Raw genomic sequence first — 21,312 nt, 5'->3', positions numbered from 1 at the left:
GGACGCTGAGTTCTTCCGAAGCGTGATGCATACCCGCGGGCCGCTTGAGTCCGGTCGGCGCAACTTCCAGGCCTTCGACTTGACGCACCCGGCGACCCGAGTAAACTTGAGTGCAGCGGACGCAACTCCGCGTAGGCTTCAGCAAGACCACGAACCCAACCGAAGGAGCACCACAACATGGGACGTGCAGTAGGCATCGACCTCGGAACCACCAACTCGGTCGTCAGCGTGCTCGAGGGTGGCGAGCCCACCGTCATCGCGAACGCCGAGGGGCTCCGCACCACGCCGTCGATCGTCGCCTTCACGAAGGACGGCGAGGTCCTGGTCGGCGAGACCGCCAAGCGCCAGGCCGTCACGAACGTCGACCGCACCATCGCCTCCGTGAAGCGCCACATCGGTACCGACTGGAAGGTCGACATCGACGGCAAGAGCTACACGCCGCAGGAGATCTCGGCCCGCACCCTCGGCAAGCTCAAGCGCGACGCCGAGCAGTACCTCGGCGAGGACGTCACCGACGCGGTCATCACCGTCCCGGCGTACTTCAACGACGCCGAGCGCCAGGCCACGAAGGACGCCGGTGAGATCGCCGGCCTCAACGTCCTCCGCATCATCAACGAGCCGACCGCCGCGGCGCTCGCCTACGGCCTCGACAAGGGCAAGGAGGACGAGCTCATCCTGGTCTTCGACCTCGGTGGTGGCACGTTCGACGTCTCCCTGCTCGAGGTGGGCAAGGACGACGACTTCTCCACGATCCAGGTCCGCGCGACCTCGGGCGACAACCGCCTCGGCGGCGACGACTGGGACCAGCGCATCGTCGACCACCTCGTCAAGAAGTTCAAGGACGAGCACGGCGTCGACCTGTCGACCGACAAGATCGCGAAGCAGCGCCTGAAGGAAGCCGCTGAGCAGGCCAAGAAGGAGCTCTCGTCGCAGATGTCGGCGAACATCCAGCTCCCGTACCTCACGCTCACCGCCGAGGGCCCGCTGAACCTCGACGAGACCATCTCGCGCGCGCAGTTCGAGCAGATGACCTCCGACCTGCTCGACCGCACGAAGAAGCCGTTCAACGACGTCATCAAGGAGGCGGGGGTCTCGGTCAACGACATCGCGCACGTGGTGCTCGTCGGTGGTTCGACCCGCATGCCCGCCGTGGCCGAGGTCGTCAAGAGCCTGACCGGTGGCAAGCAGCCGAACCAGGGCGTCAACCCGGACGAGGTCGTCGCCGTCGGTGCCGCCCTGCAGGCCGGTGTCCTGAAGGGCGAGCGCAAGGACGTCCTGCTCATCGACGTCACGCCGCTGTCCCTCGGCATCGAGACCAAGGGTGGCCTGATGACGAAGCTCATCGACCGCAACACCGCGATCCCGACCAAGCGCAGCGAGACCTTCACGACCGCCGACGACAACCAGCCGTCGGTCGCGATCCAGGTCTTCCAGGGCGAGCGCGAGTTCACCCGCGACAACAAGCCGCTGGGCACCTTCGAGCTCACCGGCATCGCCCCGGCTCCCCGCGGCGTGCCGCAGGTCGAGGTCACCTTCGACATCGACGCCAACGGCATCGTGCACGTGTCCGCGAAGGACAAGGGCACCGGCAAGGAGCAGTCGATGGTCATCTCCGGCGGCTCGTCGCTGCCGAAGGAGGACATCGAGCGCATGGTGCGCGAGGCCGAGGAGCACGCCGCCGAGGACAAGGCCCGCCGTGAGGCCAACGAGCGTCGCAACCAGGCCGAGCAGCTCGTCTACTCGATCGAGAAGCTCATCAAGGAGAACGACGACAAGCTCCCCGCGGACGTCAAGTCCGAGGTGCAGGCGGACGTCGACTCCCTCAAGTCGGCCCTCGCGGGTGACGACGACGAGGCCGTGAAGACCGCCTTCGACAAGCTCAACGAGTCGCAGGGCAAGCTCGGCCAGGCCATCTACGCCCAGCAGGACGCGGGCGCCGCGGCCGGTGGCGAGCAGCCGACCGCCGACCAGCCGCAGGAGGACGACGAGGACATCGTCGACGCCGAGGTCGTGGACGACGAGGACGACAAGGACAAGAAGTAACGATGACGGACCCCAAGGACAACGTGCCGAACGAGGACGAGCCCCAGGTCGAGGGCGACGCCACCAACGCGCAGGAGCCCGAGGACCTCATCGAGGCGGAGGGGCCGGACGTGGAGATCCCCACGGACGGCCCCGCCGCCGGCGGCCCGCAGGCCGACCGGGCGAAGGGCGACCAGGCGGGTGCCGACGAGGCCAGCGACCTCTCCCCGGAGGACCAGGCCCTGCTCGACGACGCGGCCCGCGGCATGGAAGAGGACAAGCTGTCGCAGGCCGACCGTGACCTCGTCGCCGACATGCGCGCCGACATGCTCCGCGCGCAGGCCGAGCTGGTGAACTTCCGGAAGCGCGTCGAGCGCGACCGTGAGGCGAACCGCGACGCCGTCATCGCCGAGGTCGTCCGCGCCCTGCTGCCGGCCCTCGACGACCTGACCCGCGCCGAGGCGCACGGCGACCTGACCGAGGGCCCCATGCAGGTCATCGGCCAGAAGATCCGCGGCGGCTTCGAGAAGTTCAAGCTGGTGCAGATCGGCGAGAAGGGCGAGCTCTTCGACCCGAACGTGCACGAGGCGATCGTGCAGCTGCCCACGCCGGGTGCGACCGACCAGACCGTGGCGGACGTCGTGGAGCCGGGCTACAAGCTCGGCGACCGCGTGCTCCGCGCGGCCAAGGTCGCCGTCGCGGTCCCGGCCTGAGGCTCGGGAAGGAGGTAGGGATTCATGGCCAGTCAGGACTGGTTCGACAAGGACTTCTACAAGGTCCTCGGCGTCGACAAGACGGCGAGCGACGCTGAGCTGAAGAAGACCTACCGGAAGCTCGCCCGGCAGTACCACCCGGACTCCAACCCGGGTGACGCTGCCGCCGAGTCCCGCTTCAAGGAGATCAGCGAGGCCTACTCGGTGCTCTCCGACAAGGAGCAGCGCGCCGAGTACGACCAGGTCCGTGCCATGGGGTCCGGCGCCCGCTTCACCGCGGGTGGCCCGGGTCAGGGCGGCGGGTTCGAGGACGTCTTCGGCGGGATGTTCGGCCAGCAGGGCGGGCAGCGTGTGCGCTTCGGCCAGGGCGGTGCTCGCGGCGGCGCCGGCGGCTTCGAGGACATCCTCGGCGGGATGTTCGGCGGCGGGCAGGGCTTCGGGCAGTCGTCCGGCGGCTTCCGCGGCTTCGGTGGTCCGACCAAGGGCCGCGACGTCACGGCGTCGACGACGCTCGACTTCACCACCGCGATCGCCGGTGACACCGTCAAGCTCTCGCAGGGCAACGGCCGACCGGTGAACGTCCGTATCCCCGCGGGCGTCGCCGACGGGCAGAAGATCCGCCTGCGCGGGCGCGGCGAGCCGAGTCCGGACGGCGGAGAGGCCGGCGACCTGGTCGTCAGCGTCTCCGTCCGCAAGCACCCGGTCTTCGAGCGCGACGGGCAGCACCTCCGCGTGGATGTCCCCGTGACGTTCGTCGAGGCGGCGCTCGGCGCGACGATCCAGGTGCCGACGCTCGGCGGCGAGCCCGTCAAGCTCAAGGTCGCCCCCGGCACGCCGTCCGGCCGCGTCCTGCGCGTCAAGGGACGCGGGGTCACGACCAAGAGCGGCACCGGTGACCTGCTCGCCACCGTGCAGGTCGCGGTGCCGTCGCACCTGTCGGACAAGCAGCGCGAGGCCGTCGAGGCCCTCCGCGCAGCCCTGCCCGACGAGGACCCCCGCGAGGACCTCCTCGCCAAGGCGCGCGGCTAGCGCTGCGCAGCCACAGCAGTGAACCGGTCTGGAGGCTCGGTGCGGCTCCGTCAGGAACCGTCACCGGGCCTCCAGACTGGTTTCCGGACCACGCGGACGACGGAAAGGAACCAGCCATGACCGACATGGACGAGAACTCGCCCGTCTTCGCGATCGCGGTGGCGGCGGAGCTCGCCGAGATGCACCCGCAGACGCTGCGGCAGTACGACCGGCTCGGCCTGGTCGTGCCGGGCCGCACCCGCGGCGGCTCGCGCCGCTACTCGATGCGCGACGTCGCGCAGTTGCGCGAGATCGCGCGGCTCGGTTCCGAGGGGGTGTCGTTGGAGGGGATTCGACGGGTGCTCGACCTCGAGAACGAGAACCAGGTGCTGCGCGATCGCGTGCGCGAGCTGGAGCGGGCGCTCGCCGATCAGCTCATCGCGCGACCGGGCGCCCGTGTCTTCGCGGCGACGACGACCGGCGCTGCGGTCCCGCTGCGCGCCGGCATGCGACCACAGCGGAACACCGCGGTCGTGCTGTACCGCCCGGAGCGGTGACCGAACGTAGCATGTCGTATTTCGATTGACTGTTCTCGATCACGAAGGTCGTGATCGAGAACAGGAGGAACGATGCGACGACGAACACGATCGCTCGGCATGATCGGCATCACGGTGCTGGCGGCCGCACTGGCGCTGGTACCCACGGCGATGGCGACGGCGGCGACCGATGAACAGCCCGGCTCGCCGGTGGGATCGACGCGGACCATCGCGAAGGCTCCGACCGGGGTGGGCCTGACGCCCCTCGGTCCGGACCGGTACCAGGTGACCGGGCAGCCGCACTGCGGGGTGATCGAGTACACGTGTCAGATCCACGTCGGGAACGTCGGGCCGACGAGCTCGAGTGACTACCACTGGGACGGCGGGACCTCGACCGCGGAGTTCGACGGGTGGGGGTACGGCGAGACGCGGACGCCGACCTACTGGACGTACGCCTGCTCCGTCTTCGGGTGCAAGAACTCGGCGACGGTGACGGCGGGCTCCGCGACGCGCCCGTTCCCGCAGCTCGGCATCACCGCCAGGGTGCAGAGCAAGAACGACACGAACCGCTCGGCGGTGATCACCGGCACGGCGACCGGCCGAGCGGTCATCAAGCGCGGCGGCGCCCAGGTGGCGACGGCGACGAGTGATCGGACCGGGACGTGGAGCGCGACGGTGACGGGACTGTCGACCGGGCAGAACCGGATCACGTTCCAGCAGTGGGTCGACGGTCGGTACCGGGACGAGACGTCGGTCGTGGTGGACTTCCCGCCGACGCCCGGCCAGATCGTCGGTGACACCGGCACGGCGGACCTGCAGCGCGGTGCCACGACGCCGGTCTCGGTGTCGTACACGGCGAAGTCGGCGTTCCACACGCCGACGGGGAAGCTCGTGGTCACCGCACCGGAGGGTACGACGTTCGCTCCGGGCCAGGACCGGCAGCGCGGCGAGTACCTGGAGGGCGGCACCTGGCACCGCTTCGGCGGGGACTCGCTCGTCGACGGGTCGCGAGCGGCGGACGGGCGGACGTACACCTTCCAGCTCGGGAACCGTGACTGGGACGTGGCGAAGGACCAGCGCTTCCGCTTCACGCTGGACGTGCAGACCCCGGCCGACGTCGCGACGACCACGAGTGGCATGACCGGCAAGTTGACCGGGAGCTTCCCGGGTGCCTCGTTCGACACGACCGCCACCACCGCGACCACCGTGGTCGACCAGGCGCTCACTGCTCGGGTCGAGAGTCAGGACGAGGTGACCCGGACGGCGACGCTGACCGGGACGGCGCCCCGCCGTGCGGACTCCCTCGACGTCACGTGGGAGCGCGACGGCGGGACCGTCACGCGGACGGTGACGCCGTCGGACGGAGCCTGGCGCTTCGTCGTCGACGGCCTCCGGGTCGGCGACACGGCGGTCGAGGTCGTGGCGAAGGTCGGTGAGCAGGCGATCGGCGACCCCGTGTCCGTCACCGTGCACCTCGACGCCGCGCCGTTCGACGCGACGGCGCGCTTCGAGGACGACGTCACGAAGCCTGTGGTCATCGAGGGTTCCGGGACCGCTGGTGGGACCGTCACGCTCGAGGGGGTCTGGACGACCGTCCAGCCGGTGGAGGTCGGAGGGGACGGACACTGGTCGGTCACCGTGCCGGCGCCGGACCAGCCGGGGAAGCAGGCCGTGACCGCCGTGCAGACCATCGGTGGCCAGCCCGCCGGCTCGGAGCAGGTCGAGGTCGACTACGGTCGGGCCGTGCGCATCACCTCACCCGGGGACGGCTTCGCGATCACCCCGGGTTACAACCGGGTGCGGGTGAGCGGGAACGCCGAACCGCACGCGCAGGTGCGCCTCGGTGAGGGCGATGACGACGCCGCCTACGGGTCCGTCACTGCCGACGCTGACGGCCACTGGGCGATCACGACCCCGGCGCTCGCGCTCCGTGACCACGACCTGGTCGCGACGGCGCTGTCGAAGGGCGCGAACACCACGCGAGACACGGTTCGGATCGTCCCCGAGGGCTGAGCCCGACGGTTCGTCCGACGAGTCGGCGGCGGGGCCGGGACCGGTGCCGCCGCCGTCTCGGCCGTCACGGGAGGTCGTCGTCGAACAGGTCACGACGGACGCCGTCGACCGCCGTGCACCGGGGGAGCGTGGGACGGTCGTCCTCGGGGGAGCAGCGGCCGGGGCGACGCGCGCGAACCGTCTCGACGACCGAGCGGACGCAGGACGCGCACACGTCAGGACCGTCCGCGGTCGGGGTCGGGGAGCAGGTGGACCGTGCAGGTCGCCCGCTCCGCGAGCCGTCCATCGCGGCAGTCGACCGCGACGCGGAGTGCGACGAGGCCGTTCCGGATGTGCTCCCAGGGCAGCGCGCTCCGGATGTCGTCGTGCCGCAGGCGGTACGTCAGGCCGTCGAGGGTCCCGCTCAGGGCTGCGACGAGCAGGGGGTTGTCGCACGCCGCGAGGAAGGTCCGGTAGACCGGGGTGATCGCGTCGGAGCCCCACTGCCACGTCGGCATCGCCATGCAGTCGAGCACGAGCCCGATGCGGCGGAAGAGTGCGGCGCGGTCGCGGTCCCCGAGGTCGCCGATCGTGGTGCGGACGACGCCCCCGAAGAGCAGTCCGAGCGTCTGCAGCGTCGGGATGAGTTCGTCGCGGCGCGGGACCGTGACGCGCGTGTACCGGTTCGGGCGGAACTCGACGAGACCGAGGTGCCCGAGGTCCGACAGTGCTTCCCGCACCGGGGTCCTGGAGCACCGGAGCCGGAGCGCGAGCTGTTCGTCGTCGAGCAGGGTCCCCGGGGCGAGCGCCCCGCTCATGATCTCGGTCCGCAGGCGTTCCCGCGCCTGGTCCCGCAGGCGGGGACGCCGGCCGGCGTCTGGCGAAGCGAACATCGGCCCCTCTCGCTCGTCCTGCCGTTGCTCGTCGCGCAACGGTCTCCTCCGAGCGTAGGGGCTTGGGATACCACCGGCACCGGTGATATACCGCTGCCCTGCGCACCGGCGCGGCTCCGCACCGTCGTCTGAGTACCCTGGGGCCGTGCCATTCGACTTCGCCGACCACTTCCGGCGCTCCCCGGTCAGCGACGAGCCCGACCTCGTCGCGATCGACGGCACCGACCGCTTCATGCTCGACGAGGCACCGCACGTGCACGGGGACGCGCTCCGGCAGCCCGGTGAGGTCGCCGTCGTCGACGACCGGTACGGGGTGCTGACCCTCGGCGCCATGACCGTGCACGGCGCGTCGGGTGTCCGGGTCGTGCAGGACTCGCTCGTCGGGGTGCGGGCGCTGCAGGCGAACGCGGGCACCTTCGGCCGGAGCGGCTTCGTGCTGACCGAGACGCTCGAGCAGGCCTTCCGCGACGTCCGGCTGGTGCTCCTCCGGCTGTCGAAGTCGAACGACCGGCTCGATGAACTCGCACGCGCCGTCGCACGCTGGGCGGCGCCCGACGTGGTCCTGCTCTGCGGCGGCGTCTCGAAGCACATGAACCTGTCGCAGAACGACGTCCTGCGCCGGTACTTCGGCGAGGTCACCGCGTCACGGGGTCGCGGCAAGTCGCGGCTGCTCGTCGCGCAGGACCCGCTCCGTGCGACGGCGGTGCGCGCGGACGCGACGAACCCCTGGCCGCGGTCCGTGCACGTCGACGAGCTCGGGATGACGCTCGTCGCGCACGGCGGCGTCTTCGCGGGGACGTCGCTCGACCAGGGCACCCGGGTGCTGCTCGACGTCGTGGAAGACGCCGTCCCGTCGGCGCGGGTCGCCGTCGACCTCGGGTGCGGGAACGGCGTCATCGCGACTGCTCTGGCGCGCCGCCGCCCGGCCGTCAAGGTGGTCGCGACCGACGTCTCGGCGATCGCCGTGGCGTCGACGCGGGCGACGGCGGTGGCGAACGGCGTCGCGGACCGGGTGACGGTCGTCCGGTCGGACGCGGGCGACGAGCTCGACGAGGGGTCTGCGAAGCTCGTGCTCTGCAACCCGCCCTTCCACGAGGGCACCACGGTGAGCACCGACGCGGCCGAGGCGATGTTCCGCAACGCGGCCACGATCCTCCAGGCCGGCGGTGAACTGTGGTGCGTCTGGAACTCGCACCTGCGGTACCGACCCGTGCTCGAGCGGCTCGTCGGACCGACCCGACAGGTCGTCCGGACCGCGAAGTTCACGGTGACGGCCTCGCGCCGGGCCGACTGAGGCGGGGACGACGACGGCCCCGTCACCGTGGTGACGGGGCCGTCGTGCGCGAGCGGTCAGGCTCAGATGTGCACGGACACCTGGGTCTGCTTGCCGCCGGCGGTCACGGTGATCACGTGGTCACCCTTCGCGAGACCGGACAGGGAGAGCTTGCCCTCGCCGTCGGCCTTGATCGCGCCCGCCGCGAGCTGCTGCTCGCCCTCGTGGGCCTGCAGGCCGGCGATGCCGGTGGGGAGGCCCCACACGGTGATCTGCGCGGTGCCGAAGAGGGCGCTGGTGCTCGTGACCTGGGCCTCGAGCTGGTCGGCGGCGTGGTCGCCGTTGCCGATCGTGAGCGTGCGCTCGACCTGCTCGCCGTCGATCGTGGCGGTCGCGGTGACGACCGTGGTGAGCTTCTTCGGAGCGGTCACGACGACCTGGGCCGCTTCCTCGTCGCCGAGGGTCACCGTCTTGGTCTCGCCGTTGGCCGCGACGGTCACCTCGGTGCCCTTCGGGCCGAGGACGTCCACGGCGACCTGGCTGTCGCTGATGCGGGTCGAGTCGACGGCGAACGCGGTGTCGGACGCGCCGTCACCCGGCTCCTCGGTGCCGCTGCCGTCGCCGGGCTGCTCGGTGCCGTCGCCGGGCTGCTCGGTGCCGCTGCCGTCGCCGGGCTGCTCGGTGCCGTCGCCGGGCTGCTCGGTGCCCTCGCCGGGCGCCGAGTAGGTGAGGACGTAGTCCGAGCTGGTCCAGGCACCGGTTCGGCTCTCGAAGAGGAAGTGCAGGTCGTTCTCGCCCTCGCGCAGGTCGCGCGAGAAGGTCAGCGTGAACTCACCGTCGGCGTTCGCACGCCCCGAGGCGTAGGTGCGGCCGTCGGCGTCCTCCAGGTCCACCGGGCTGTAGGCGCGGACGCCGGAGCCGGAGATCGTGGGACGTGCCTCGTTGACGGTCGATCCGCTCGCCAGGGCCGGCTCGAACGTCGAGGACTTCGGCGTGTAGGTGATGTCGAGACGCTGGCGCTCGACCCAGTCGCCGTTCGCCTGCTGGAAGCGGACGACGACCTGGTTCTCGCCCTTGTTGAGCGACCCGTCCAGCTTGGTGGACCAATGCCCGTGCTCGTCGGCGGTGGCGACGCCGAGCGCCGGGCCCGTGATGCCGCCGATGCTCACCGAGCCGCCGGGGCGAGCGGTGCCCTCGAACGTCGGCTGCGAGGTGCGGACCTCGTCGCCGTCGTGCAGGTTCGTCACGGCCTCGACCGGGGACTGCCCCTCGCCGGGCTGCTCGCCGCCGCCCTGCTGGCCGTCACCCTGCTCGCCGTCACCCTGACCGGCACCCGGCTGCTCGCCGCCGCCCTGCTGGCCGTCGCCGGGCTGCTCGCCGTCGCCGGGCTGCGTGCTGCCGGTGTCGACCGGGGCCCAGTTGCTCACGGCGAACAGGTCGTGGTTCGGGGTGCTGGCCGGGATCGCGTCGTTCACGGCGCGGAGCGCGGCCTGCTCGGCGGCGGCACCGCCCGGGATCGTGATCTCGAAGCGGCCGTCGGCGCCGGTCGGGGCGCTCGCCACGATCGACCCCCGGTCGAGCGATGCCTCGACGCGCACGTCGCGGTTCGCGGTGCCACGGACGACCAGGTCGTCGCCCTTCCGGTCGACGGACGAGACGACCGGGTCGGCGGCGTAGGCGTCGAGCTGTGCCTGGTCCGGAGCGCTGCGGTGCCCGTCCGCCTTGACGACCGCGGCGGTGATGACCTGCGGACCCGACGGCAGGACGGCGAGGTCGCAGGTGTAGAGGTGCTGGTTCGCCGGGGTGTTGTGCCCGGTGCAGAGCAGGTGGCCCTGCTGGTCGACGACCTTGAGCGAGCCCTTCGAGACCGAGCTCGTGACGGCGACGGACGGGGTTGCGCGGCTCGCTTCGAAGACGCTGAGCCCGTCACGCTCGCCGGTGCTCCGCGCCCCCTGGACCTCGTTGATGCCGGTGAAGCTGTCGGCGATGGGTCGCTCGTGCGTCGCGCCAGGGATCGTCGGGAGGTCGGGTGCCGCGTTGGCGGCCATTGCGACGACGAAACCCGACGAGGTGAGGACGAGTCCGAGTGCCGCCCCGGTGGCGGTACGGGTGATCTTGCGCATGGGTTCCTTTCGGTGGGATCCGACCAGTGACAGTGCGGATGAGCACCCATGTTGTATTTCGCATACTGAAACTATTCCGGGTGTGAGCGATACCCCGTGCACGACGAAGCGCCCCGCCGGTGGCGGGGCGCTTCGTCGACGTGACTTCGAATCAGGCGGGGACGTAGTCGAACGTGTCGGGGTCCGGGCCCGTGCGGTGGCCCTTGTCGAGCGACGTGATCGCCGTGATGTCGTCGTCGGAGAGCTCGAAGTCGAAGATCGCGAAGTTCTCCTCGACCCGTGAGCGCGTGACCGACTTCGGGAAGACGATGTCGCCGCGCTGGATGTGCCAGCGGAGGACGACCTGCGCCGGGGTCTTGCCCGTGGCGCCGGCGATGCGGGTGATGGTCTCGTCGTCGAGCACGAGGCCCTGAGCGATCGGGGACCAGGCCTCGGTCGCGATGCCGTGCTCGGTGCCGTATGCGCGGAGCTCGTCCTGCACGAGGTACGGGTGCACCTCGATCTGGTTGACGGCCGGGGTGATCGTCGTCTCGGCGGCCAGGCGGTTGAGGTGGTGCGCCTGGAAGTTGCTCACGCCGATCGAGCGGGCGGTGCCGGCGTGGTAGAGCTCCTCCATCGCCTTCCAGGTCGGGACGAAGTCCGTCACGGTCGGCAGCGGCCAGTGGATGAGGAAGAGGTCCGTGTACCCGCCGAGCAGGTCGGCCGACTTCTTGCCGTTCTCGGCGGCGAGGGCCGGGTCGTGGAAGCCGTTGTTGAGCTTCGACGTGACGAAGATCTCCTCGCGCGGGATGCCGGACGCCTCGATGGCCTCGCCGACCTCCTTCTCGTTGCCGTACATCTCGGCGGTGTCGATGTGGCGGTAGCCGACCTCGAGTGCGGTGAGGGTCGCTTCCTTCGTGTTCTCGGGCTCGATCTGGAAGACGCCGAAGCCGAGCTGCGGGATGGTCTTGCCGTCGTTCAGGGTGATGTTCGGAACGGTCATGACGCCATGCAACCAAACGACTTCCAGAGCACGTGCCGGGAACATCCAGGGACGATCCTCCATCCCCAGCTCTTGCGGGCGTATACAACGTGCGACATACTGATATGCGCTCATCCCGAACCAGGAGGACCTTTGCTCACTCGATCACGGGGGCGTTCGTCCCTGCCCGCTCTCTCTGCGTCCCTGTCCGCGACCGCACTCGCCGCCGTCGTCGCATCGACGCTGGGCACCGTCGTCCCGGCTGCGGCAGCCCCCGCTGACCCGGCCTCCGCGGGGCGCGGGCTGGCCCGCACCGCGCTCGACCCCCGCCCGTTGTTCGTCGAGGACTTCGAGAACGGTCTCGGCACGACACCGATCATGCTCGACCAGTACGTCGGCAGCGACGGCGGGACCTACACGGCCGACCGAGCCTGGATCGATGCCTCACAGTGCAACGGCATCATCACGAGTGCCGAGAGCACGAACATGGCCGGGTGCTCCAGCAACGCACAGCTCCGAGCCCTCGGTGAGGTCCTCGGCAAGGTCGCCGACCCCGAGTCCGACGGGCTTCGGAACCACGTGATCAGCGCGTGGACGTCCTCGCGTGACCTGCCCCGCGACGGCGTGCAGATCGAGTCGAAGGACGCGTTCTCCCTGGGCGCGAGCGGGCGCTTCGTGTCGTTCGGCGTCAACGCGGCGGCCGGCGCCTGCGCGAACTACGCGCACCCGCTGCTCGACTTCCGGCTCGTCGACGGCAACGAGGAGCACTCGGTGTCGGATCGGCCCATCGACCCGTGCGACGACGAGCGCTCGGCGAGCTACACGGTCAACGGTGCGACGTACCGTGGCGGCGAGTTCGTCTCGAGCGGCGGCGTGCTCTTCCAGGGCGAGCAGCTGCGTTGGCGGCTCGTCAACAAGCAGACCTCCTACAGCGGCAACGACGGTGCCATCGACCGGGTGACGATCGTCGACTCGACCCCGACGCTCGCCAACGCCTTCGCGGGCACGCCGATCGTCGGCGACACGGCGCGGATGTCGCTGCGGGTCGTGAACACCTCGGAGAAGGGCGGGAAGCCCGGTTGGTCGTTCTCGGAGCGCCTCCCCGACGGGCTGACAGTCGCCGACGACGCGAAGGTCGAGACCACCTGCGCGAACGCCGACACGGACGTCGCCGGTGGTGCGACGGCGGTGTCGGTCCGCGGCGACCTGGCCATCGACTCGGCTGACTGCACGGTCTCCTTCGACGTCATCGCGACGACGCCAGGGACCTACACGGTGTCCTCGTCCGACGTCGCACAGACGAAGGGCCTCGACGTCGCCGTCGACTCCTCGGTGACCTTCCTGCCCGAGGACAACGTGCTCGAGGCATCCGAGCGCGCGGAACTGACCGGCGGCAACGGTGACGCGGTGGCGGACCTCGGAGAGTCGGTCACGTTCGTCACGACCGTCCGGAACGCGGGCAACGTCACGGTCCGCGACCTCGCGGCCACCGGCCAGGCCGACGAGGGCGCCTGCGCCGTGCGTGAGCTCGCGCCGGGCGCACAGACGGAGTGCGCGGAGCCGGCGCGGCCCGTCACCCAGGACGACATCGACGCGGGGTCGGTCACCGACGCCGTGTCGGTGCACGCGTCCTCTCGACTCGGGCAGGACGTGACGGCGACGGCCTCCGCATCCGTCGCCGCGACGGCCGGACAGCCGGCTGCCGACCTGACCGTCACCTCGAAGGCCGTCGGGCGACCCGGCGTCGGCGACGAGATCGGCCTGGAGGCGCGGGTCACCAACACGGGGAACGTCTCGATCACGGACCTCGAGGTCACCATCGCGGACCGCCCCGGGTTCCGTGCGACCTGCCCGGACGGCCCGCTCGCCCCGGGTGCGTCGATCGACTGCACCGTCGAGGGGTCCCACACGGTGACCCAGGCGGATGTGGACGCGGGCTCGGTCGCCTTCGCCGCGGCGCTGCACGGCACCGGCGCGACCGGCGGCACGGTGAGCTCCGACGCTGCGACGACCCAGGACACCGTGGCGCAGGCGCCGGCCGTCGACTCCGTCCTGACGTCGGCCGTGCAGTCGCAGGATGGCCGTCCGGCGGTGGGCGACGGGATCACGTCGACCCTCGTCGTGGAGAACACCGGCAACGTCACGCTGTCCGACCTCGTCGCGGTGATCGCCGACCACGGCGGACTCCCGGTGGAGTGCCCGCCCGGACCGCTCGCCCCCGGCGAGGACGTCGAGTGCACCGTCGAGGACGGTGCACTCACCCAGGCGGACATCGACCGCGGCGCGGTGGACCTGACCGCCGAGGTGACCGCGCGCGGCCCGAAGGGCCAGGACGTCGCGGCATCGGACACGTCCTCGGTCACGATCGACCAGCTCCGCGGCGTCACCGCTGTCGCACACGCCGCACTCGTCGACGAGGGCTCTGCACCGCGGGCCGGCGACCACGTCGCGCTGGACGTCCTCGTCCGCAACAGCGGGAACGTCACGCTCTCCGACCTGGCAGTCGAGGTGGACGGCCGCGAGCTCGCATCCGAGTGCCCTGAGGGCACCCTCGCGCCCGGGGCCGAGGTGACGTGCACGATCGACGACCACGAGCTCACCCAGGACGAGGTCGACGCCGGCACGGTCGAACTCGCCGTGACGGTGCGTGCGACCGGTCCCGACGGACGCGAGGCCTCCGCGGCGGACACCGCAGCCGTCTCGCTCGCCCGGGTGCCCGCGGTGTCGACGACCGCGACGAGCGTCCTCGACGCGAACGAGCACGAGGTGCCCCTCGCCGGCGACACGGCGACGGTCGAGATGACGGTGCGCAACACCGGCAACGTCACGGTCACGGGTGTCCGCGGAACGGTCGTCGACCGCGACGACCTGGACGTCGACTGCGTCACCGACGCGCTCGCCCCCGGCGCCGAGACCACCTGTTCCGTGTCGCAGTACGCCCTGACGCAGGCCGACATCGACGCTGGATCCGTCCGTTTCGACACGAAGGCCGCAGCGACCGGCACGAACAAGCAGCGAGCCGAAGCAACCGGGGACACGACGCTGTCCGTCGTCCGGGCTCCGGCGATCGACACGAACGCGACCGCGAAGGTCGTCGACGGCGCACACGCGACGCCCGTCGCCGGGGACGAGGTCGAGGCCTCGCTCCGGGTGCGCAACACCGGCAACGTCACGGTGCACGGCCTGACGGCGGCGGTCGACGACCGCGAGGACCTCGCCGTCACCTGCGCCGACGACACGCTGGCCCCGGGAGCCGAGGCCGCCTGCACGGTGGCGCGGTACCGCCTGTCCCAGGCGGACGTCGATGCCGGCCGGGTCGACTTCGCGTTCGCCGCGACGGCCACCGGGACGGATGACCGTCGTGTGACTGCGTCGACGCGAGCCGGTACCGACATCGACCGGACTCCCGCCGTGGACGTGCAGGTGCTCGCGCACCTCGCCGGGAACGACTCCTCCGCGCCGCGCGCCGGTGACCACGTCGCAGTCGGCGTGCGGGTGACCAACACCGGTACCGTGACGCTCGGGTCGGTCACGAGCGAGGTCGTCGAGCTGGCCGACCTCCCCGTCGAATGCGGCACGGAGCCGCTCGCCCCGGGGGCGTCCGTCGACTGCACCGCTCCGGACCACGTCCTCGACCAGGCCGACGTCGAGCGCGGACAGGTGACCGTCGCTGCGGTCGTCGACGCCGTGGGTCCGGACGCACTGACCGCGAACGGCCGGGACGAGGTCCGCGTCGGGCTCACCGCCGCGAGCGCACTCGACCTGACCGCGGAGCCCGTGGTCGAGGACCGCGCGGGGCAGCTCGTCGCGCTGGACGACGACCGGGTGCTCCGTCCGGGCGACCAGGTGCGTGTCCACTACACCGTGGTCAACACCGGCAACCTGACGGCCGAGCACATCGCGCCGCAGGACGGCTCGGTCGCGATGGACCTCGAGCAGACCGCCCTCGAGCCGGGGGCCCGGACGACCGCGACGTCGGCGCCGCACACGGTGACCGACGCGGAGGCAGCGGCCGGCGAGGTCGTGATCGTCGGTCAGGTCACCGGGATGGTCGCGCGGGCGGACGGCGACACCGTCGTGGAGAGTGACGTGACCACCCAGCAGACCGGAGGCACCAGCACGTTCGCCGGAACCGGGATCGCGACCGGGGCCGTAGGCGGGTCCGCGACCACAGGAGCAGCACCGCAGGGCGCCGAGGTCTCGTCGGAGCGGGTGCGGACGATCGTCCGAGCGGAGCCGACGCCGATCGAGCTCGCCTTCACCGGTTCCTCGGTCCTCGCGGTCGCGCTGCCCGCAGCGATCGTGCTCCTGCTCGGAGGCGCGGTGCTCCTGGTGTGGATCCGCCGCAGCCGTCGGAAGGACTCGGTGACGCCCACGGACGACTGAGCGAAACGCGATGACGTGACCGCCCCGACCGGCCTCAGCGCCGGCCGGGGCGGTCCGTCAGGCGAGTGCGGCCGTGATGTACGCGAGCAGTGCGTCCCCGTACGCCTCGGCCGCGTCCGCGCTCCGGAACTCCCGGGCGACCCCGTCGATCGTCGCCGTCACGACGAACCCGGCGGCGAGCGACACGAACGCCGGTCCGAGCAGGTCGCGCAGCTGGTCCTCCCGCGGGAGCCAGAGCGACTCGGACGCCTCGACCGAGTCGAGCGCCCACTCCGTCGTCCCGTTGAAGCCGAGCGAGGTGCCGCTGGGGTGGTCGTGCCGCTCCACCGTCATCTCGGAGACGGTGTAGACGTCGTCGTCGACCCCGGGCTTGTCGATCACGAACCGGTCGCCCGTCCCCGGGTGCCAGCGGAGTCCGGCGTCGCGCAGCGACCGGGCGAGTTCGACGGTGATCACCGCACCACCCTGCCACGCAGGGCCGGAGGGCGGACACGACCCGACGGGGCCCGACGCCGTCAGGACGCGTCGCGCGGTCCGTCGTCGCGGACGTGGTCGCCGGCAAGGTCGACGTACTAGCATCGCCGAGCATCCTCGCGCGCGACGAGCACTCGTCCGCGCGCGCGGACGCGACGACGCCTGGGCGACCGGTGCCGTGCCTCCCGGCCGCTCACGCGACCACGGGCACGACCGCCGGCCGGTGTCACGGTGCCGGGGCGGCCACGAGCCGCCGCCGGCTCCTGTCCGCCCTCCCCGTCCGCCCAGCAAAGGACCCGCATGACCCTCGAGCGCGAGGAACTCCGCGACGACTGGACCGTGGCGATCGCCGGCGACCAGGTGCCGACCGGGGCACCGGCCGGGATCACGGGTCGCACGATCCCCGCCACGGTGCCGGGTCAGGTGCACACGGACCTCGAACGCGAGGGACTCGTCGCGGACCCGACGTTCGACCGCAACGAGGACGGCGCGAAGTGGGTCGGCCGGGCCGACTGGGCCTACCGGCGGACGGTGGACGTCGCACCTCGGGGGCACGAGCGCGTCGACCTGGTGTGCGAGGGGCTCGACACGGTCGCCGAGCTGAGCCTCGACGGCGTGGTCGTCGGCACCACCCGCAACATGCACCGGCGGTACCGGTTCGACCTCAACGACGTCCCGGGTGCCGCGGGCGACCGCGAGCTCGAGCTGCTCTTCGAGTCGCCGTACCGCGAGGCCGGCCGGGTCGCCGCCCGCGCCGGCTCGATGCCGGGACCGTACGACGAGCCGTTCCCGTACATCCGCAAGCAGGCCTCGAACTTCGGCTGGGACTGGGGTCTGACCGCGGTGACGAGCGGTCCGTGGCGTCCGGTCGCGATCGAGCGCTGGTCCACGGCGCGGCTCGCCGAGGTGAAGCCGCTGGTCGACGTCGAGGCCGGCGAGGGCGTCCTCGACGCGCACGTGCGGGTCGAGCGGTCCGGGATGAACGACCTCGACCAGGACGGTGAGGACGACGACCTCGTGCTCGTCGTCACGGTCGCCGGCCCGACCGTGGACGGCGGGACGACCCGACAGCGCTCCCGGGCGCAGCTGACCCCGAAGGACGACGAGACCGTCGTCACGGTGCGCGTGCCCGAGGTGCGGCGCTGGTGGCCGCGCGGCTACGGCGAGCAGCCCCGGTACGACGTGACCGTCGAGCTGCAGACCGTCGACGGCGAGGTCCTGGACCGTCGGACGGCGAAGACGGGCTTCCGCTCGGCCCGGATCGACACCGCGGACGACGCGATCGGCAAGCCCTTCACCGTCGTGGTGAACAGCACCGTCATCGACGTCCGCGGCGTGAACTGGATCCCGGACGACGTCATCGTGTCGCGGGTGGACCGCGCGCGGACCGCGGACCGGCTCGGCGTCGCCGCGGACCTCGGCGTGAACCTCGTCCGTGTGTGGGGTGGCGGGGTCTACGAGTCCGACGACTTCTACGACGTCTGCGACGAGCTCGGCCTGCTCGTCTGGCAGGACTTCGCGTTCGCCTGCGCGGCCTACCCCGAGATCGAGCCGATCCGCAGTGAGGTCGTCGCCGAGGCCCGGGACAACGTCGCACGCCTGGCCGGCCACCCGTCGCTCGTGGTCTGGAACGGCAACAACGAGAACATCTGGTTGCACGACGCGGACGGCTGGGCCGAGGAGCTCGGTGACCGCGGCTGGGGGCTCGACTACTACCTCGACCTCCTCCCGACGATCGTCGACGCGGTCGACCCGTCGCGCTTCTACACGGTCGCCTCGCCCTGGTCGGGTTCCGAGACCCTGCCCGCGAACGACGTCGACCACGAGACGCACCACTCGTGGGACGTCTGGAACCGGCTGTCCGACGACCACTACCGCGACTCCGTCCCGCGGTTCGTGTCCGAGTTCGGGTGGCAGGCACCGCCCGCCTGGCGCACCCTCCGCGACGCGGTCACGGACGAGCCGCTGCGCGTGGACTCGCCCGGTGTCGTGCACCACCAGAAGGCCGACGACGGCATGGGCAAGCTGGCACGGGGGATCGAGCCGCGCTTCGGCGTCGTCGATCCGGCCGAGTTCGACCGCTGGCACTACCTGACGCAGCTGCAGCAGACGCGGGCCGTCGCGACCGGCGTCGAGCACTGGCGGACGCACTGGCCGCGGAACACCGGGGTCGTCGTCTGGCAGCTCAACGACCTGTGGCCGGTGGCGTCGTGGTCCGCGATCGACTCCGCGGGGCGGCTCAAGCCGCTCGCCCACGAGCTGCGTCGGCTGTACGACGACGTCCTGCTGGCGATCCGGCCCGTCGTGCGTCCGTCCGCTGACGACGACGCGGTTCCGACGTCGTCCGGAGACCGGCCTGGAGGCGCGGACCACGTCGGCACGTCGGCTCCCCTCGACGGGGCAGCCGGGACCGCCGCGAGCACCGGTACCGCCGACGGCGCCTCCGAGTCCGGAGGGCTCGTCGACACGCTGTCGCTCGGGGTGTCGCCCGGGTCGTTCGGGCACTCGCCCGTCGAGATCGCGGTGCGGTCCTCCCGCGGCGGTCGCGACAGCGTGGTGCGGGTCCGGCGCATGCACGTGTCCGGCAGGATCCTCGCCGAGGTCACGCTGCCCGTCCGGCTGTCGGAGGCCGGCGTCGCCGTCGTCGACCTGCCCGAGTCGGTCGGCGTCCTGGACGACCCGACGCGTGAGCTCGTCGTGGCGGACATGGACTGGCGTCGTGCGGTCTGGACCGCGTCGCCGGACAAGGACGTGCAGTGGGAGCCGGCGCGGTACCGCACGACGGTCGCCCCCGCGGCCGACGGTGACGGACACGACCTGGTCGTCGAGGCCGAGTCGCTCGTGCGGGACCTGCTCGTGCAGCCGGACCGCATCGCGCCGACCGGCACCGTCGACCGCGGCTTCATGACGCTGCTGCCGGGGGAGCGCGTGGGCTTCCGGGTCCGCGGGCTGTCCGACGCCGAGGTTGCTCGCCTGACGGAGGGCGCGGCGCTCTGGTCGCTCGACGACGCCCTCCTCGATCCGGAGCGTCGCACTCTGGACTGATATACTGGACGTGTCCGGTGTCACCACCGGTACGGCCGCGCCTTGACCCGCGGTCGCAACAGCGCGCCCCCGGAGAGCAACGGCCTCCGGGGGTGCTGCCATGTCGTCCGGTGCAGCCTGTGCGAACGGTGTCCGTTCCGGCTCCCGCCTGGGCTTCCGGTCGGGTGCGGGTTACGATGATCGGACGACGGACTTCCGCCCTCCCGGTCGACGATGACCGGACGGGCGTCGCCAGACCCAGAACAAGGAGACATGATGCTCGGAAACCTGACGGGGATCCACCTGCTGATCATCCTCGGGATCATCATCCTGCTGTTCGGTGCCACCAAGCTCCCGGCGCTCGCCAAGGGCCTGGGCCAGTCGATCAACATCTTCAAGAAGGAGATGGGCGACGACAAGAAGAAGAACGACGACGGCACCGTGAACACGGCGACGACCGGTCCGACCGTGCAGAACACGGCGCAGCCGACCGCGCAGCCCGTCGTCAACCCCGGCCCCTCGGTGCAGCCCGACGTGCACTCGACCGCCGAGCCCAAGAACTAGGACACCCAGCCCCGTCCTGTCGGCAGCCCCCGCGACCACTCTGGTCGCGGGGGCTTCGGCGTTCGGGCGACGTCCTGCTCCGGCCCTGGTCCTGCTCGACGTCAGGACGTCGTGGTCGGTGGATCGTCGAGTGCTCGGGCGGCACGTCGGGTGAGCGCCTCGAGGGGACCCCGACGCCCGGAGCGGTGGACGAGCAGTGCGGCGACGACGGCGGCCACGAGGAGGACGACGAAGGGCCCCCACCCGCCGAGTGCCGGCAGCGGGTCCGGTTCGCCCGATCGCGACCAGACGCCGACGGCCAGGACGTGCGCGCAGTAGAGCGTCAGCGCGAGACGGCCGACGGCGCTGAGCGGGAGCAGGACCGTCGGGGCGTACCGACCGAGGAGCCCGAGCGCAGCCAGCACTGCGAGGGCGATGCCGAGGGCTCCGACGAGCTCGAAGGTCGACCCGGCGTGCGGGGTGACGTCGAGCAGGCGTGCCCAGTCGATCCGTGGGAAGGGCGGGTTCTGGGCGACGATGCCGGGGCCGCCCTCCGGGACGGCGGGCGCCACCGGCGCGGAGCCGCTGCCGCTGCCGCTGCCGCTGCCGCTGCCGCTGTCCCCGCCTCCGCCGACGGGGATCATCGTCCCGACCGGTCCCGTGATGCCGAGTGCGGTGCCGATCGCGGCTCCGGCTCCGTACCCGGTCGCGGCGAGCCCGACACCCACCAGGAGCACCCGGCGCAGGACGTCGGCGCGGTCGAGCCCGAGTCGAGCCACGAGCACGCCCGCGAGGACGACCCCGAACCACGACACGGCGGGGTACCCGGTGAAGAGCAGCCCCGCGGTGCTGCTGCCGCCGGTCATCTCGACGACGGCCTGTCCGACGAGGGCGAGCACGGGACCGACCACGAGGGCGAGCACGGCGGCGAGGACGACCCAGCGGAGCCGGAGCCGCAGGAACGGCAGCGCGGCGACGAACAGCACGGCGTAGGTCGGCAGGATGACGAGCACGCCTCCGGGCACCAGGGTCAGGAGCCCGCCGATCGCCAGGAGCGTCGCGGCACGGGCGAGGACGTGCCGTCGGTCGCGGACCCGACCGGCCGGCCCCGGACCGGTGGTGAGCAGGACCAGGGAGGCCCCGGCGCAGAGCGCGAACAGGACCGAGGAGCGACCGTTCACGAGGTCGGGCCAGCTCGACGGATCCGTCCAGTCGAAGAGCGTGTCCGCCGCTCCGACGTGCGCGGCGAATATGCCGAGGACGGCGAGCCCGCGAGCGGCGTCGAGGCCGGCGAGACGTGGACGAGTGGGGGCGTTGACATGTTGCATGTCGACGATGCTCGCGAGCGCGCTGTTTCGTCGGCG

14 protein-coding genes are annotated in these 21,312 nt (G+C 71.7%); 9 read left to right on the top strand and 5 right to left on the bottom strand.

All coding sequences use genetic code 11. The annotated features are described in order from the left end of the window. Positions 1-177: 177 nt before the first annotated feature. From dnaK to ACIP6W_RS03400, 5 genes are all read left to right on the top strand, one after another. A complete protein-coding gene (dnaK, locus tag ACIP6W_RS03420; protein ID WP_209684142.1) occupies positions 178-2,043 on the top strand; it encodes a molecular chaperone DnaK in 1,866 nt (621 codons plus the stop codon). 2 nt (positions 2,044-2,045) lie between these two features. Continuing rightward, positions 2,046-2,735, top strand: a complete 690-nt coding sequence (locus ACIP6W_RS03415; RefSeq protein ID WP_251160496.1) for a nucleotide exchange factor GrpE — start codon at positions 2,046-2,048, stop codon at positions 2,733-2,735. Between the two features lie 24 nt (positions 2,736-2,759). Beyond that, positions 2,760-3,764, top strand: coding sequence for a DnaJ C-terminal domain-containing protein (locus ACIP6W_RS03410; RefSeq protein ID WP_251160495.1), 1,005 nt, complete (start codon positions 2,760-2,762; stop codon positions 3,762-3,764). Between the two features lie 125 nt (positions 3,765-3,889). Continuing rightward, positions 3,890-4,300 (top strand): heat shock protein transcriptional repressor HspR, encoded by a 411-nt coding sequence (locus ACIP6W_RS03405; protein ID WP_251160524.1) that lies wholly within the window; start codon positions 3,890-3,892, stop codon positions 4,298-4,300. Between the two features lie 99 nt (positions 4,301-4,399). Next, the gene (locus ACIP6W_RS03400) at positions 4,400-6,292 is read left to right on the top strand and encodes a hypothetical protein (RefSeq protein WP_251160494.1); all 1,893 of its coding nucleotides are present in this window, start codon (positions 4,400-4,402) and stop codon (positions 6,290-6,292) included. A 215-nt stretch (positions 6,293-6,507) separates the two neighbouring features. On the opposite strand, the gene ACIP6W_RS03395 is transcribed toward ACIP6W_RS03400, so the two are convergent. Then, positions 6,508-7,164 carry a GntR family transcriptional regulator gene (locus ACIP6W_RS03395; protein WP_251160493.1) on the bottom strand — a complete coding sequence of 219 codons (657 nt, stop codon included), beginning with the start codon at positions 7,162-7,164 and terminating at the stop codon, positions 6,508-6,510. Positions 7,165-7,309: 145 nt separating this feature from the next. On the opposite strand from ACIP6W_RS03395, the gene ACIP6W_RS03390 reads away from it, so the two are divergent. Continuing rightward, entirely contained in the window at positions 7,310-8,458 is a 1,149-nt protein-coding gene (locus ACIP6W_RS03390) for a class I SAM-dependent methyltransferase (RefSeq protein WP_400428292.1), read from the top strand. A gap of 62 nt (positions 8,459-8,520) precedes the next feature. Here ACIP6W_RS03390 and ACIP6W_RS03385 read toward each other — a convergent pair whose 3' ends face one another. Continuing rightward, positions 8,521-10,560 (bottom strand): hypothetical protein, encoded by a 2,040-nt coding sequence (locus tag ACIP6W_RS03385; RefSeq protein WP_400428289.1) that lies wholly within the window; start codon positions 10,558-10,560, stop codon positions 8,521-8,523. Positions 10,561-10,711: 151 nt separating this feature from the next. Beyond that, entirely contained in the window at positions 10,712-11,542 is an 831-nt protein-coding gene (locus ACIP6W_RS03380; RefSeq protein WP_251160490.1) for an aldo/keto reductase, read from the bottom strand. 132 nt (positions 11,543-11,674) lie between these two features. Between ACIP6W_RS03380 and ACIP6W_RS03375 the strand changes: the two genes are divergently transcribed. After that, positions 11,675-15,907, top strand: coding sequence for a hypothetical protein (locus tag ACIP6W_RS03375; RefSeq protein ID WP_400428286.1), 4,233 nt, complete (start codon positions 11,675-11,677; stop codon positions 15,905-15,907). Positions 15,908-15,964: 57 nt separating this feature from the next. Here ACIP6W_RS03375 and ACIP6W_RS03370 read toward each other — a convergent pair whose 3' ends face one another. Then, the gene (locus ACIP6W_RS03370; protein WP_251160488.1) at positions 15,965-16,363 is read right to left on the bottom strand and encodes a pilus assembly protein CpaE; all 399 of its coding nucleotides are present in this window, start codon (positions 16,361-16,363) and stop codon (positions 15,965-15,967) included. A gap of 318 nt (positions 16,364-16,681) precedes the next feature. Between ACIP6W_RS03370 and ACIP6W_RS03365 the strand changes: the two genes are divergently transcribed. Both ACIP6W_RS03365 and tatA read left to right on the top strand, forming a co-directional pair. Further along, positions 16,682-19,426, top strand: a complete 2,745-nt coding sequence (locus ACIP6W_RS03365) for a glycoside hydrolase family 2 protein (RefSeq protein WP_400428284.1) — start codon at positions 16,682-16,684, stop codon at positions 19,424-19,426. Between the two features lie 252 nt (positions 19,427-19,678). Continuing rightward, the gene (tatA, locus tag ACIP6W_RS03360; RefSeq protein WP_396137163.1) at positions 19,679-19,969 is read left to right on the top strand and encodes a twin-arginine translocase TatA/TatE family subunit; all 291 of its coding nucleotides are present in this window, start codon (positions 19,679-19,681) and stop codon (positions 19,967-19,969) included. Between the two features lie 101 nt (positions 19,970-20,070). Here the strand turns inward: tatA and ACIP6W_RS03355 are convergent, their stop codons facing one another. Next, a complete protein-coding gene (locus ACIP6W_RS03355) occupies positions 20,071-21,276 on the bottom strand; it encodes a heparan-alpha-glucosaminide N-acetyltransferase domain-containing protein (RefSeq protein WP_400428282.1) in 1,206 nt (401 codons plus the stop codon). Positions 21,277-21,312: the final 36 nt, after the last annotated feature.

The organism is Curtobacterium sp. NPDC088465, assembly GCF_044753165.1.
Classification (GTDB): domain Bacteria; phylum Actinomycetota; class Actinomycetes; order Actinomycetales; family Microbacteriaceae; genus Curtobacterium.
The sequence above is the reverse complement of the archived record's forward strand: the minus strand, read 5'-3'. Positions and strand labels throughout refer to the sequence as shown.